Genomic DNA, 13,722 nt, shown 5'->3' with positions numbered 1-13,722 from the left:
GTATTTGCCCCAGCCGGCGACGATGCCGTAGGACGGCGCATTCTCGATCACGTTGCCGGTGACCGAGGTATCCGCCTCGATGTAGATGCCGACGCCGGCGTCGTCGTCAGGCGCGGTGCCGATCGGCCGCTTCGGGATCAGGTTGCGGATGATGTTGCCCTGGACCACTGCGATGCGGCCGCCCTCGTTGAAATTGCAGACGGAGACACCGACGGCGGCGCCGTCCACCGTATTGTTGGCGATCACGGCCGCCTCGAACGCGAATTCAGAATAGAGCGCGACCTCACGCACGTCGCTGACGCTGTTGCCTGATATGTGGATGTTGGAGGCGGAATTGCCGCGTACCGCGGAGTAGTCGCAATTCTTGATGCGGTTGCCGCGCACGATCACATTGCCGGCGCGGAAGGCATTGATGGCGTTGCCGTACTGGCCGGAGCCGCCCGGGCCGGCCTTGATGTCCTCGATGCGGTTGTCTGCGACCAGCGTGCCGTCATCGCCGATCGTGCTGCGCAGGATCTCGATGCCGTTGTCGTTGGTGCCGATGATGGTGTTGCGGGCGACACTGAGGCCTCTGGCGTCGAACGATGCGACGGCCGTCACCGCGATGTTGGTGAAGATGTTGCCGGAGATATCGCCGGACACCTGCTCGAGCCAGACGCCGCTGCCGCCGGAGCCGGTGATCTCGCAATCGGTGATGCGGACGTCGCGCCCGCCGAGGACGTGGATCAGTCCGCGCCGCGTCGGCAGCGGGATGCCGGCGCCGTCGAAGGTGATGCCGGAAAGGCCGATCGCATCGGCGCCGTCGCTCTGGATCGCCGAGGCGCCGCCGGTGAAGACGAATTTCGTCGCGCCGCGTACGCCGATCAGTTGTGCACCGTTCGGCAGCCGCAGCAATCCGCTGCGGTAGACGCCTGGCGGCAGCGCCAGCGGCATCAGCGCGCGCGCGGCCTCGTCGATGGCGCGCTGGAGTGCGCGGGTCTGGTCCTCGCTGCTGCCGGGCCGCACACCATATTGCGTGGCATCGCGGCCGAGCAGCGATGTCAGCGGCGCCGCGCGCGCAGCGTCGGCCGGCATGGCCAGCGCGCCGGCGATGCCGGCGGTCGAGGCTCCAATGAGATGACGGCGGTTGAGGTCCATGGATGCGTCCTCCGGCGGACGCGGGGCGTGTCCGCAGCGGTTAGGTAGCGCAGCGCGACGGGGGCCGTGAGGATTGTTCGCGGTAGGGTTAAATGTTTACCGCAAGGACGGTGCCGTAGGGTGGGTTAGCCTTGCGGCTGCGCGAAGCGCAGTCCGCTAGGCGTAACCCACCATGTCACCGCGCGTACGGAACCCGTTGAAGCAGAAGGGGTGGATTACGCTACGCTAATCCACCCTACGAAGTGCGTGCCTTCCGGGCCAACCGCACCATCTCCATCAGCATCGCTTCCCCGGCATCCACCAGTTCCTCCAGCGTGATCCGTGGCGCACCCTTGCGGCGCACCGCGCCGCTGCGGGCAAGCAGCGGAATATGGATGAACGCCGCGAGCTGCGGTCCACCGGCCTTCACGTTCTCGATCGCGCGCCAGCTCAGATAATTGCAGAGATAGGCGCCGGCATCGCGCGAGGCGCGCGCATCGATGCCGGTGAGGCGTGCCGCGCGCAGCAGCTTTGCGGTGTGTGGGCCGAACAGCATCGCATCCGCATGGCCGGCGATGCCGCGCTTGCTCGAGCGCGTGTTGGCGGCATCGGGCCAGAGCATGGTGACCGCGTTGCGCGCGCGGCTCTCGATGCGCAGATACGAGGTCCGCGACGCAAGGCCGAACATCAGCAGCGCGTCGGGCTTTTGCGCAGCGAGCACCTCAGGCAATTGCTGGTCGACCGCCGCATAGGTGACCGGGAAGATGTGGCTCGAGATCTCGACCTCGTCGAGTGCCGGGCGGCGCAGCCGGGCCAGCCGCGCGACCAGCGGCTGCGTCGGATTATAGGGCGCGCCGGGGAAGGGACCGAAGCCGGTGAGGAGAATGCGGAGCTTTTGGCTCATTGCAGCAACCCCAGAATCTGCTCGGCGGCGAGCGCCGGCGTGAGATGACCATCGGCGACTTCGGCCTCGATCTTCCGGACCTTCGTCCGCACCGATGCCTCGGTGCGCAGCCGCGCCAGCATGCGCTGCTCCAGCATCGACCACATCCATTTCACCTGCTGCTCGCGCCGCCGCGCGGCGAAATCGCCGGATGCGTTCATCGCCTTGCGGTGATCGAGGACCTTTTGCCAGATCTTTGCGATGCCGTTGCCGGTCAGCGCCGAATAGGTCTCGACCGGCGGGTGCCAATGTTCGGAGCGGGGGTTGAGGATATGGAGCGCGCCGCGATAGTCGGCTGCGGTGATGTTGGCGCGCTTGAGGTTGTCGCCGTCGGCCTTGTTGATCGCGATCATGTCGGCGAGCTCGACCAGGCCCTTCTTGATGCCCTGCAACTCGTCGCCGCCGCCCGGCAGCATCAGGGCGAGAAAGAAGTCGGTCATGTCGCAGACCGCGGTCTCGGACTGGCCGATGCCGACGGTCTCGACCAGCACGACGCCGAAGCCGGCCGYCTCGCATAGCAGCATCGCCTCGCGCGTCTTGGCGGCAACGCCGCCGAGCGTGCCCGAGGACGGCGAGGGACGGATGAAGGCATCGTCCGAGGCCGACAGCCGTGCCATCCGCGTCTTGTCGCCCAGGATCGAGCCGCCGCTGCGCGCCGAGGACGGATCGACCGCGAGCACCGCGACCTTGTGGCCCTGCTCGATCAAATAGGTGCCGAGCGCATCGATGGTGGTGGACTTGCCGACCCCGGGCGAGCCGGTGATGCCGACACGAAACGCCTTGCCGGTGTCGGGCAGCAGCATCTGCACCAGCTCCCGCGCCAGCGCCTGGTGGTCGCCGCGCCGGCTCTCTACCAGCGTGATGGCCCGGGCGAGGGCCGCACGACTGCCGGAGCGGAGGTCGCGGGCGAGGGATTTGRTGTCCAGTGAAGCCTTCTTCTCAACCATGCCCTGCTTTACAACGCCCCGGCGGGGCAGGCGAGGGCCGCCCGCCCGCTATCACCGGGATGTTGCTGCCACCGCCTGCACCGGTTTCACCTTGCGCCAGACCCACACCATCACCGGCCACAGCAATGCGCCGATCGCCATGGCCGCGAGGATGGCGGCCACGGGACGTTCGAAGAACGGCAGGATGCTGCCGTCGGACTTGATCAGCGAGGTGACGAAGGCCTGCTCGACCATGGTACCCATGACGATGCCGAGCACCATCGCGGCCACGGGATAGCCGTTGGCTTCCATGACATAGCCGATCACGCCAAAGGCGGCGACGGTGACGACGCCGAACATGTTGTTGCCGATCGCGAACGAGCCGACCGCGCAGCACAGCATGATGATCGGCATGATGGCGGAGCGCGGTGCCAGCAGGATGTAGGCGGCGATCCGGATCATGGCGATGCCGAGCGGGATCATCAGGATGTTCGCGATGATGAACATCAGGTAGATCGCGTACATGCTCGACGCCTTCTCGGTGAACAGCGTCGGGCCGGGATTGAGGCCCTTCATGTAGAGCACGCCGATCGCGATCGCGGCGATGGTGTCGCCGGGGATGCCGAACAGCAGCGAGGGCACCCAGCCCGAGGCGATGCTGGCATTGTTGCTGGCGCCGGCCTCGACCAGGCCCTCGACATGGCCGGTGCCGAACTTTTCCGGCTCCTTGGAGAAGCGCTTGGACATCGCGTAGCTGACCCAGGCGGCCATGTCCGCGCCGGCGCCGGGCAGCACGCCGATGATGATGCCGACGATGTTCCCGCGCGTCATCTGCCAATGGTATTTCTTGGTCAGCTTCCACTGGCCGGCCATGATGCTCCCGAATTTTCGCCGCGGCAGCGGCGGCGGCTCGGGCGTCAGCATCGCGCGCATCACCTGCGCCACCGCGAACACGCCGACCAGCGCCGGGATCGGCTCGATGCCGCCGAACAGGTCGGTGATGCCGAAGGTGAAGCGGGGCACGCCGCCGGGATTCTCGATGCCGATACAGGAGACCAGCAGGCCGAGGAACATGCCGGCGATCGCCTTCACCGGCGAGGAGCGCGCGACCAGGGTGGCGCACATCAGGCCGAGCAGCGCCAGCCAGAAATATTCGAAGGTCGAGAACGACAGCGCGACCTCGGCGAGCGGCGGCGCCAAAATCATCAGCGACAGCACGCCGGCGATGCCGCCGACCGCGGAGAACCAGACGCCGGCCCCGAGCGCCAGCTCGGCCTGGCCCTTGCGCGTCATGGCATAGGCCTCGTCCGCATAGGCTGCGGAAGCGGGCGTGCCGGGAATGCGCAGCAGTGCGCCGGGGATGTCGCCGGAGAAGATCGCCATCGAGGACGCCGCGACGATGGTCGCGATCGCGGCGATCGGCGACAGATAGAAGGTGACCGGGACGAGCAGGGCGGTTGCCATCGTCGCCGACAGGCCCGGCAGCGAGCCGATGACGAGGCCGTACACGGAGGCTGCGAACATCGCGATGATCACCTCCCAGGTGGAGATCAGCGCGAACGCTTCAATCAGGGTTTTCAGCATGGATCACCAGGGCGTCGGCAACAGGCCGGCAGGAAGCGGCACGCGCAGCAGCTTGCCGAAGATGAGGTGGATGGCGAAGGGCGAGAGCGCGGCGAGCGGCAGCGCCAGCTTCCACTTCGCCCCGAGCGCGGTCGAGGTGACGTAGACCATGATCGCCGCGGTGATGATGAAGCCGAGCCGGTCGGCGGCGACAACGTAGAACAGCAAAAGCGCCGGCGGCAGCAGTGCACGCAGGCCGTAGAGCTTGCCCTGCGGCGGCGGGCTTGCTGCCTGGCCGTCCTCCAGCGGGATCAGCTCTTCCTCCTCCTCGAAGGAATGGCCGATGCCGAACACGATCGCGAGCCCACACAGCGCAAGCCCCGTGCCGATCACGAGCGGAAACACGTTGGGGCCGACCGGCTGCCCCGGCACCGGCGGCAGGATGTAGCCGCCATAGGCGGCGGCCGCGCCGAGCACGACGAGAAACGAGCCCGTGACGGAGTCGGGAAGACGCATGACGAGAATCCTAAGCGAGGTAATCTCCCTCTCCCCGCGCGCGGGGAGAGGTGAAACGTCACGCCTTGCTCAGGCCCGCGGCCTTCATCGCTTCGCCCATCTGGGCGTCGCCCTTGTCCATGAAGCCAGCGAACTGGCCGGCATCGCCCCACACCGTGCCGAAGCCGCGATTGCTCATGAAATCCTTGAACTCGGCGGAGTCGTAGACCTTCTTCAGCGCCGCGGTGAGCTTCGTTGCGAGCTCCGGGGGCAGGTTCTTCGGCGCGCCGATGCCGCGCCAGGCGCCGGTCGCGTATTCGATGCCCATCGCCTCCTTCAGCGTCGGCACGTCCGGGAAGATCGGGTTGCGCGCCGGTGCCATGATGGCGAGGCTCCTGGCCTTGCCGGCCTCGATGATGGCGCGTGCTTCCGGCACCGAACAGGTGGTGAGGTCGAGGCCACCGGCGGCGAGATCCTGCATCGCCGGCGCTGCGCCGTTCGACGGCACCCAGGCGACCTGGTTGGCGGGCAGGCCCATCGCCTGCATCCAGCCGACCAGCGCAAGATGCCAGATGCCACCCTGGCCGGTGCCAGAGGCCTTGAACTTGCCGGGCGGCGCGGCCTTGATCGCTTCGGCGAGGTCCTTGACCGTCTTGTAGGGCGAGGAGGAGGAGACCTGGATGCCGGGCGGGTCCTCGTTCATCAGCGCCAGCGGGGTGTAGCTCTTCGGCGTCAGCTCGGTCAGGCCCTGCCAGTGCATCATCGAGATCTCGACCGTGAGCATGCCGATGGTGTAGCCGTCGGGCTGCGCAGTCGCGATCGCGGTATGGCCGACGACGCCGGAGCCGCCGGTGCGGTTGACCACATTGAAGGGCTGGCCGAGGTCCTTTTCCAGGAGTGCTGCGACAATGCGCGCAGTCGCGTCGGTGCCGCCGCCGGCGCCCCAGGGCAYGATCACGGTGACCGGGCGCGCCGGATAGGCTTGGGCGCGGGCGGGCGCGAGGCCGAGTGCGGCGGATGCCGCAACCGCGGCGGATGAAGCCGCAAAAGCGCGGCGCGTAATCTTGGACATGAATGCCTCCCAGCGGCGCCCGTAACACCGGACGCTCTTAATGGCGGCATTCTAGTCGGCTTTACAGCGCGGCTGCAAGGTAGCGCTACCAAAGCGCTGTGAGCAATGTGCCGCGGCTCAAACGATGATCACTGCGGCTCTTCCGCATCGCCCTTCGGCCGTGCGCCGCCGAAGATGCGCGTGCCTTCCGCGGTGAGGTAAGGCTTCAGCGCGTCCCACGGCACGAAGGCGACATATTCGCCCTCGGCGTAGGGACCGACCGCATAGGGCGGATAATGGAAGGTGAGACCGGAACTCTTGCCGGCTTCGGTCGACGGGGCGAGCGTCACCGCACCGATCTTGAGCAGGGTCGGCTCCACGCTCTTGAACCACTCGTCGGTTGCGGTCTCGCTGGTGTCGCGCTTCTTCTTCTCGGCCTTGAGCGAGACGATCACGGCTTTCACCATCGCCTTCATGGTCGGGCCGCCATCGGCGGTCTCGGTGAAGAACGGGCGGATCGAGATGCGCTTGTGCTCGGTCTTGTCCCACAGGATCGTGTTCACGTCCGAATTGGGATGCGCGCCGTGGGTGTCCATATAGTCGTTGCGCAGGAGGTTGACATAGCGGTCGGCAACGACCGAGCGGATCGCGTATTTGCGCTCGAAGTCCCAGCCGCCGTCCTTGAAGAACTGCGGATCTTCTTTGCGCGCGGCGGCGGCCTCGGCCGCGTTCTTGTCGAGCCACTTCCTGCCTTCGGCCAGGCAATCCGCCGCGAGGGCTGCATCCACCTTGATCTTGTCGTCGAGGAAGACGCGCGCCGCGATGCTCTTGGTCTTGACGACGGCGTCGGGCTTGGGGTCCGCGGCGAGGGCCGAGATCACGCACGTTGCGCCAAGCGCCATGGCGACGCCCAAACTGGTGATGAACTTCAAGGGTGGTGCTCCTTACGTGAGCGTCAGAATATTTCGAGGATGTCGTCTGCGATCTGCTGCGCAGAGTGGGGGGAGGCGGAGCGCCGGACAGTCGCCTGCGCCTGCAAGCCGGTCGCGTCCTCGATGATCTGCTCGACGTCGATCAGGTTGAGCAGCGAGAAGGTGGCCTCCGGCTCGACCTCCACCAGGACATCGATGTCGCTGTCCGGGCGATAATCGGCGCCGGCCCGCGAGCCGACGATGGCGAGCTTCGAGACGCCCTTGGCCTTGATGGCATCAGCGTTCTTGCGTATCGCAGCGATGACCTCGTCACGTGTCATGGAGACAGCCCGGCCGGTGATGCGGCCAGGGTACCACCTACTCCGCCGCCTCGCTATGCCCGAGCCGGGCGTTCAGCTTGCGGATCAGCTCCTCCGCGGCATCGGCGATCACCGTGCCCGGCGGGAAGATCGCCTCCGCACCGGCCGCGTAGAGCGCATCGTAATCCTGCGGCGGCACCACGCCGCCGACGATGATCATGATGTCGTCGCGGCCCTGCTTCTTCAGCGCGGCCTTCAATTCCGGCACGGCGGTGAGATGGGCGGCGGCGAGCGAGGAGACGCCGAGGATGTGGACGTCGTTCTCGACGGCCTGCCGCGCGGCCTCGTCGGCGGTGGCAAACAGCGGCCCGATGTCGACGTCGAAGCCGATATCGGCGAACGCCGAAGCGATCACCTTCTGGCCCCGGTCGTGGCCGTCCTGGCCGATCTTGGCGACCAGGATGCGCGGGCGGCGGCCCTCCGCCTCCTCGAAGGCGTCGATCAGCGCCTGAACCTTCTCGACCCGGTTACCCATGCTGGACGCCTCCCGCTTGTAGACGCCGGTGATGGACTTGATCTCGGCGCGGTGCCGGCCGAACACCTTCTCCATCGCGTCCGAAATTTCGCCGACGGTCGCCTTCGCCCGCGCCGCGTCGATCGCGAGCGCGAGCAGGTTGCCGTTGCCTTCGCCGGCCGAACGCGTCAGCGCGGCGAGCGCGGCATCGACGTCCTTCTGGTTGCGCTCGGACTTCAGCCGCGTCAGCTTGTCGATCTGGAGCCGGCGGACGTTGGTGTTGTCGACCTTGAGGATATCGATCGGGGCTTCGTCCGTCGGCTTGTACTTGTTGACGCCGATCACGGCCTGCTTGCCGGCGTCGATGCGCGCCTGCGTCTTCGCGGAAGCCTCCTCGATGCGCAGCTTGGGCACGCCGGCCTCGATGGCCTTGGCCATGCCGCCGAGCTCCTCGACCTCCTGGATGTGGCTCCACGCCTTCGCCGCGAGGTCGCGGGTCAGCCGCTCGACATAGTACGAGCCGCCCCAGGGATCTATGATGCGGGTGGTGCCGCTCTCCTGCTGGAGGAAGAGCTGGGTGTTGCGAGCGATGCGGGCCGAGAAGTCGGTCGGCAGCGCCAGCGCCTCGTCGAGCGCATTGGTGTGCAGCGACTGGGTGTGGCCTTGGGTGGCCGCCATCGCCTCCACCGTCGTGCGCATCACGTTGTTGAAGACGTCCTGCGCGGTCAGCGACCAGCCCGAGGTCTGGCAATGCGTGCGCAGCGAGAGCGAGCGCGGATCCCTAGGATTGAAGGGCTTGAGCAGCTTCGCCCACAAGAGGCGCGCGGCGCGCATCTTGGCGACTTCCATGAAGAAGTTCATGCCGATCGCCCAGAAGAACGACAGCCGCGGCGCGAAGCGGTCGACGTCGAGGCCCGCGGCAAGGCCGGCGCGCAAATATTCGACGCCGTCGGCGAGCGTATAGGCGAGCTCGAGATCCTGCGTCGCCCCGGCCTCCTGCATGTGATAGCCGGAGATCGAGATCGAGTTGTATTTCGGCATCTTCTGCGAAGTATAGGCAAAGATGTCGGAGATGATCCGCATCGAGGGCGCAGGCGGATAGATGTAGGTGTTGCGCACCATGAACTCTTTCAGAATGTCGTTCTGAATGGTCCCCGAGAGCTTCTCCGGCGGCACGCCCTGTTCGCCCGCGGCGGCGACGAACAGCGCGAGGATCGGCAGCACCGCGCCGTTCATGGTCATGGACACGCTCATCTGGTCGAGCGGGATGCCCGCAAACAGCGTGCGCATGTCGTAGATGGAATCGATGGCGACGCCGGCCATGCCGACGTCGCCGCCGACACGCGGATGATCGCTGTCATAGCCGCGATGAGTGGCAAGATCGAACGCGACCGAGAGGCCCTTCTGTCCGGCAGCCAGGTTGCGGCGGTAGAACGCGTTGGAATCCTCCGCCGTGGAGAAGCCGGCATATTGTCTGACGGTCCAGGGCTGGTTGACATACATGGTCGGGTAGGGGCCGCGCAGGTAGGGCGCGATGCCCGGATAGGTCTCGAGGAAATCGAGCCCGGCGAGATCGGCCTCGCCATAGGCGGGTTTCACCAGGATGCCTTCGGGCGTCAGCCACGGCTCGGCGCTGCCGGCCGGCGCGGCGGCGGCCATGCGCTCGAAGGCGACGTCTGCGAAGTTCGGAATGCGGCTCATGGTTTCGACCATATCATAGACGCTCAATCATGGTCCGGATGCTGATGGCTGACGATGGTCGCCATCTTCTCCGGTCCGTAATTCTGCTGCGTGGTCTGGCTCGGCAGATTGGCGATCCCGACCACCCAGCCGAGGCGCGACTCTGTTCCATATTGCCGGGTCGGCACCACGTGATCCGGACGATCGAACGTACCGGTCATGATCTCGATGCGCGGGCCGTCGATGCGGCGGAAGCTCAGCGGCGTGCCGCAGGCGGCGCAGAAATCGCGCATCGCGATGGACGAGGAGCGGAACGCAGAGGGCGTGCCCTTGGTCCAGGCGAAATCACCCTTCTCGATATCGGCATAGGAGGCGAACGGCGCACCGCTCGCCTTCTGGCACATCCGGCAATGACAGATGCTGATCTTCGCCGGCGCCGCCGAGACCGCAAAGCGGACCGCGCCGCATTGGCAGCCGCCGGTGAGAACGGGTTTGCCTGCTTCCGTCATGGCTGCTCCATCCCTCGATAGGCGTCCTGCAGCGTCGCAAGCGCATCGCCGCCGGCAAAGACGAAGCCGGTGACACCGGCTGCGCGCAGCGCCGCCTCGGCATCAGTCGGGCGGCCTGCCAGATAGATATGTCGCGCGCCGGCCGTTTGCAGGGCCCGGGCGGTGGCTTCGGCGTGTTCCGCATAGACCTTGTCGCTGGAACAAAGGCAGGCAAGCTCGGCGCCGGAGGCCTTGAATGCTGCGACCAACTTGGCCGGATCGACAAGACCCTCGCTGTCGGCCGCCTGGATGCCGCCGGCCTCGAAGAAGCTCTTGGCAAAGGTCGCGCGCGCCGTGAAATTGGCGGGCGTGCCGAGATTGGCCAGGAACACTTTTGGCCGCGCCCCGCGCGCCTTCAATGCCGCATCGGATTTGTCGCGCAGCGCTTCGAACGGTTCCGCCAGCCGGATCGGCGGCAGCGCGTCGAACTTGTATTTCTGTTCGCCATAGGGTGCGAGCGCGACCGGCGTGGCTTTCAGCACCGCCGTCTCGCGCTCATGCAGGTTCGGAAACTCGCTGGCGCCGGTCAGCACGTCGCGGCGCTTTGCGATGTTGGCGTCACGCGCTTTTCGCGCAGCTGCCACCTTGCTCTGGAACAGGCCTTGCTGAAGCGCGGCAAAGGCGCCGCCGGCTTTCTCGCTTTCCTGGAACAGCGCCCAGGCCGCCTCGCACAGCTGCGCCGTCAGCGTCTCGATGCCGCCTGCGCCCGCGGCGGGATCGCTGACCTTGGCGAGGTTGCTCTCCTCCAGCAGCAGCAGTTGCGTGTTGCGCGCCACGCGCCGCGCGAACGGATCGGGCAGCCCGAGCGCCAACGTGTGCGGCAGCACCGTGATCGCGTTGGCACCGGCAAGCCCCGCCGCGAACGTCGCCATGGTTGCGCGCAGCATGTTCACATAGGGGTCGCGCTGCGTCAGCATGCGCCAGGCGGTGTCGGCGGCAATGAACAACGGCTTCGGCGTCAGCCCGCAGGCCGCCTCGACGCGCGCCCACAGCAGCCGCAGTGCGCGGAATTTCGCCATGGTCAGGAACTGGTCGGCATCCGCGGCAAGCCGCGCATAGACCATGCCCTGCGCGGCTTCCAGCGCAACGCCGACGCCTTCGATCGCGCGAAGATAGGCGAGGCCGCAGGCGAGCACGAAGGCGAGCTCCTGCACCTCGGAGCCGCCGGCATCGTGGATCACGCGTCCGTCGGCCGAGGCGAATGGCCCCTTGAAGCCGAGCGCGGCGAGGCCCTTGATGCCGCCGGTGACGGCAGGAAGAATCTCCTCCCAGGTGTAAGGGCTGTGGCCCCACACCGCGCAGGCGGCGAGCGGATCGAGACCGAAGCGGATGTCGCAGGCGGCAGGATCGATGCCGTTGCTCTTCACATATTCCGCGACATGGATCGCGGCCATCCGCGATTGCGGACCGATCTGAAGCTCGATGCCGATGCCGGCATCGAGATGAATGTCCTTCAAGACCTTTGCGACGGCATCCGCCGAAGGTTCCAGGCCAAAGCCGTGAGCACCGTTGCTGCCGGCGAACACCAGTGCGAGCCCCGTCGCGCCATTCTCCAGATCCTGCAAGGCCTGTGCGTTCGCGGCTGCCGCGTCGGGATGGTCGATCCGCTGCACGATCTGCCACGGCGCGGCCGCAGCCCGTCCGACCACGGGCGCAACGCCCCTGGCGCGCGGATAGAGCGGATCGATCTTGAGGCCGTCATAGGTCTTGCCGACCAGCTTTTCGAACGGCGCACCCTTGAGCACGCCGTCGACCAGCTTGCGCCAGTCTTCGACCGTGGCCTTGGGAAAATCCGCCGCCAGCGGCAGGTCGTCAGTCACGGAGGTCATGCGGCGAGGGGCTCCCGAAGATCTTGTAATTCGCAGGCGAAATTGCCACGGCGGACCGTCCCTGCAAACGGTTGTTTTTGGTTAACCGGTATCCGGAAGCCGCTCAATGCCTTGCGTCGAGACGCTGGAAAGCCCGTCACGCACGCGAATGCCTGAGATCACGCGGTCGGGCGCGATCTCGGCCAGCGGCACCAGCACGAAGGCGCGCTCGAACAGGCGCGGATGCGGCAAGGTCAGGTCGGGCTTCTGCAGGCTGACATCGTCATAGGCGATCATGTCGAGATCGAGCGTGCGCGGCCCCCAGGGCCGTTCCTTGGTCCGGGTGCGACCGAATTTCTGCTCGACCTTCTGCATCACAAACAGCAGCGCGTGCGGATCGAGGCTGGTCTCGATCTCGATGCAGGCATTGACGAAGGGATCCTGCGCCTCATCGCCCCAGGGCGGTGTCGCATAGTCCGAGGAGCACGCGACCAGCGCGGCCTGCGCCATGCCGCAGATGTGGGCGATCGCCTTCCGGAACGTCGCGCGGACATCGCCGACATTGCCGCCGAGTGCGATCAGCACGCTTGCCATGTCAGGGGTGCCGCGAGCGCGTCAGCATGATGCCGACGTCGTCGAAGATCGCGGCGATCGGCGCATGCGGCTTGTGCACGGTGATCTTCACGGCGCGGATCCGCGGGAAGTGCGACAGGATGGCGTCGGCGACCGCGCCCGCCGCGCGTTCCAGCAGCTTGTAATTGGTGTTCTTGAACGCCGCCGTCGTGGTCGCCACGACCTCGGCGTAGGACACCGTGTCGGCGAGCCGGTCGGTGCGTGAGGGCTCCGACAGGTCGGTATAGAGTTCGAGATCAATCACGAAACGCTGGCCGACTTCGGTTTCGTGGTCCATCACGCCGTGGCGAGCATGGATCGACAGGCCGGTCACGAAGATCGTATCGGTCATTGCTTGCTCTCGATTGCGTTCGCGACCCGCAGGGCCTGCAAGGTCTCGGCGACGTCATGGGTCCGGATGATCCTGGCGCCGCGCTGGGCGGCGATGAGATGCGCGGCGATCGAGCCGGCGAGTCTTTCCTTCGGCTCGGAAGGCGACACCGAGGCGATGAAGCGCTTGCGCGAGGCGCCGACCAGGACCGGCAGGCCGAACATGTCGAATTCGCGCAGCCGCGCCAGCGCGGTCATGCTCTGCTCGGCGGTCTTGCCGAAGCCGATGCCGGGATCGAGCACGATCTTGTCACGTGCGATGCCGGCCTTGGCGGCGATGTCCAGCGAGCGCAGGAAGAACGCCTTCATGTCGGCGATGATGTCGATGGCGGAATCCACGTTGTCGCGATTATGCATGACGATGACGGGGACGCCTCTCGCCGCTACCAGCGGCGCCATGGCGGCATCGCGTTGCAGGCCCCAGACGTCGTTGGCGATCGCCGCGCCCTGATCGAGCGCGAAGGCCACCACCTCCGCCTTCATGCTGTCGATCGAGACCGGCACGCCGAGCGCAACCACGCCTGATAGCACCGGCCTCAGCCGGGCGAGTTCGTCCTCGGCCGTGACTGCCTTGGCGCCCTTGTAGGGCCGGGTGGACTCCGCGCCGATGTCGATGATGTCGACACCGTCGGCGATCATCGCCCGGGCCCGCTCGAGCGCCTGGTCGGGCGCGATGAAGTCGCCGCCGTCGGAGAAGGAATCCGGGGTGACGTTGAGCACGCCCATCACCGCCGGGAGAGGTCGCTCCAGCAGTGTCCGCAGCACGTCGCGCCCGGCCGAGCCGGCCGGCGGGACGGAAGGGGATGGCAAGGCATTCATGCGCGTGGATGTGCGCGGTCGGGGAG

Annotated in this window: 14 protein-coding genes; all 14 read right to left on the bottom strand. The window is 66.8% G+C overall.

The window, feature by feature from the left end:
* On the bottom strand, positions 1-1,137 hold a 1,137-nt coding region (locus AC1D00_RS07010), incomplete at its 3' end, for a TIGR03808 family TAT-translocated repetitive protein (RefSeq protein ID WP_477010157.1).
* Positions 1,138-1,372: 235 nt separating this feature from the next.
* Positions 1,373-2,020: a pyroglutamyl-peptidase I gene (locus AC1D00_RS07005; RefSeq protein WP_477010156.1), complete on the bottom strand. Its 648-nt coding sequence runs from the start codon at positions 2,018-2,020 to the stop codon at positions 1,373-1,375.
* Complete coding sequence (gene meaB, locus AC1D00_RS07000; protein WP_477010155.1) at positions 2,017-3,006, bottom strand: methylmalonyl Co-A mutase-associated GTPase MeaB; 990 nt, start codon at positions 3,004-3,006, stop codon at positions 2,017-2,019. The genes AC1D00_RS07005 and meaB overlap by 4 nt, the downstream gene beginning before the upstream one ends.
* A gap of 51 nt (positions 3,007-3,057) precedes the next feature.
* Complete coding sequence (locus AC1D00_RS06995; RefSeq protein WP_135172521.1) at positions 3,058-4,569, bottom strand: tripartite tricarboxylate transporter permease; 1,512 nt, start codon at positions 4,567-4,569, stop codon at positions 3,058-3,060.
* 3 nt (positions 4,570-4,572) lie between these two features.
* A complete protein-coding gene (locus tag AC1D00_RS06990; protein ID WP_027544147.1) occupies positions 4,573-5,064 on the bottom strand; it encodes a tripartite tricarboxylate transporter TctB family protein in 492 nt (163 codons plus the stop codon).
* A gap of 58 nt (positions 5,065-5,122) precedes the next feature.
* Complete coding sequence (locus AC1D00_RS06985; RefSeq protein ID WP_477010154.1) at positions 5,123-6,115, bottom strand: tripartite tricarboxylate transporter substrate binding protein; 993 nt, start codon at positions 6,113-6,115, stop codon at positions 5,123-5,125.
* A gap of 128 nt (positions 6,116-6,243) precedes the next feature.
* Entirely contained in the window at positions 6,244-6,996 is a 753-nt protein-coding gene (locus AC1D00_RS06980; RefSeq protein ID WP_477010159.1) for an RsiV family protein, read from the bottom strand.
* A 53-nt stretch (positions 6,997-7,049) separates the two neighbouring features.
* The gene (locus AC1D00_RS06975) at positions 7,050-7,346 is read right to left on the bottom strand and encodes a nucleotidyltransferase family protein (RefSeq protein ID WP_135172523.1); all 297 of its coding nucleotides are present in this window, start codon (positions 7,344-7,346) and stop codon (positions 7,050-7,052) included.
* Between the two features lie 37 nt (positions 7,347-7,383).
* Positions 7,384-9,540: a methylmalonyl-CoA mutase gene (gene scpA / locus AC1D00_RS06970; RefSeq protein ID WP_135173177.1), complete on the bottom strand. Its 2,157-nt coding sequence runs from the start codon at positions 9,538-9,540 to the stop codon at positions 7,384-7,386.
* A 23-nt stretch (positions 9,541-9,563) separates the two neighbouring features.
* Positions 9,564-10,028, bottom strand: coding sequence for a GFA family protein (locus AC1D00_RS06965; protein WP_135172524.1), 465 nt, complete (start codon positions 10,026-10,028; stop codon positions 9,564-9,566).
* Positions 10,025-11,896, bottom strand: a complete 1,872-nt coding sequence (locus tag AC1D00_RS06960) for a methylmalonyl-CoA mutase family protein (protein WP_477010153.1) — start codon at positions 11,894-11,896, stop codon at positions 10,025-10,027. Before AC1D00_RS06960 ends, AC1D00_RS06965 begins: the two co-directional genes overlap by 4 nt.
* 81 nt (positions 11,897-11,977) lie before the next feature.
* Positions 11,978-12,469 (bottom strand): 2-amino-4-hydroxy-6-hydroxymethyldihydropteridine diphosphokinase, encoded by a 492-nt coding sequence (gene folK, locus AC1D00_RS06955; protein ID WP_477010152.1) that lies wholly within the window; start codon positions 12,467-12,469, stop codon positions 11,978-11,980.
* 1 nt (position 12,470) lies between these two features.
* Positions 12,471-12,839 (bottom strand): dihydroneopterin aldolase, encoded by a 369-nt coding sequence (gene folB, locus AC1D00_RS06950; protein ID WP_027544155.1) that lies wholly within the window; start codon positions 12,837-12,839, stop codon positions 12,471-12,473.
* Positions 12,836-13,696 carry a dihydropteroate synthase gene (gene folP / locus AC1D00_RS06945; protein WP_477010158.1) on the bottom strand — a complete coding sequence of 287 codons (861 nt, stop codon included), beginning with the start codon at positions 13,694-13,696 and terminating at the stop codon, positions 12,836-12,838. Before folP ends, folB begins: the two co-directional genes overlap by 4 nt.
* Positions 13,697-13,722: the final 26 nt, after the last annotated feature.

The sequence above is a fragment of the Bradyrhizobium sp. P2_E8 genome (genome assembly GCF_056403875.1).
Note: the sequence above shows the minus strand (reverse complement) of the source record. Positions and strands in the feature narration are given on the sequence as shown.

What these genes read in the sequence shown, in the direction of transcription:
- AC1D00_RS07005 (WP_477010156.1), bottom strand. Translation starts at nt 2,020, where the DNA reads ATGAGCCAAAAGCTCCGCATTCTCCTCACCGGCTTCGGTCCCTTCCCC.
- AC1D00_RS06995 (WP_135172521.1), bottom strand. Translation starts at nt 4,569, where the DNA reads ATGCTGAAAACCCTGATTGAAGCGTTCGCGCTGATCTCCACCTGGGAG.
- AC1D00_RS06990 (WP_027544147.1), bottom strand. Translation starts at nt 5,064, where the DNA reads ATGCGTCTTCCCGACTCCGTCACGGGCTCGTTTCTCGTCGTGCTCGGC.
- AC1D00_RS06980 (WP_477010159.1), bottom strand. Translation starts at nt 6,996, where the DNA reads ATGGCGCTTGGCGCAACGTGCGTGATCTCGGCCCTCGCCGCGGACCCC.
- AC1D00_RS06975 (WP_135172523.1), bottom strand. Translation starts at nt 7,346, where the DNA reads ATGACACGTGACGAGGTCATCGCTGCGATACGCAAGAACGCTGATGCC.
- scpA (WP_135173177.1), bottom strand. Translation starts at nt 9,540, where the DNA reads ATGAGCCGCATTCCGAACTTCGCAGACGTCGCCTTCGAGCGCATGGCC.
- AC1D00_RS06965 (WP_135172524.1), bottom strand. Translation starts at nt 10,028, where the DNA reads ATGACGGAAGCAGGCAAACCCGTTCTCACCGGCGGCTGCCAATGCGGC.
- AC1D00_RS06960 (WP_477010153.1), bottom strand. Translation starts at nt 11,896, where the DNA reads ATGACCTCCGTGACTGACGACCTGCCGCTGGCGGCGGATTTTCCCAAG.
- folK (WP_477010152.1), bottom strand. Translation starts at nt 12,469, where the DNA reads ATGGCAAGCGTGCTGATCGCACTCGGCGGCAATGTCGGCGATGTCCGC.
- folB (WP_027544155.1), bottom strand. Translation starts at nt 12,839, where the DNA reads ATGACCGATACGATCTTCGTGACCGGCCTGTCGATCCATGCTCGCCAC.
- folP (WP_477010158.1), bottom strand. Translation starts at nt 13,696, where the DNA reads ATGAATGCCTTGCCATCCCCTTCCGTCCCGCCGGCCGGCTCGGCCGGG.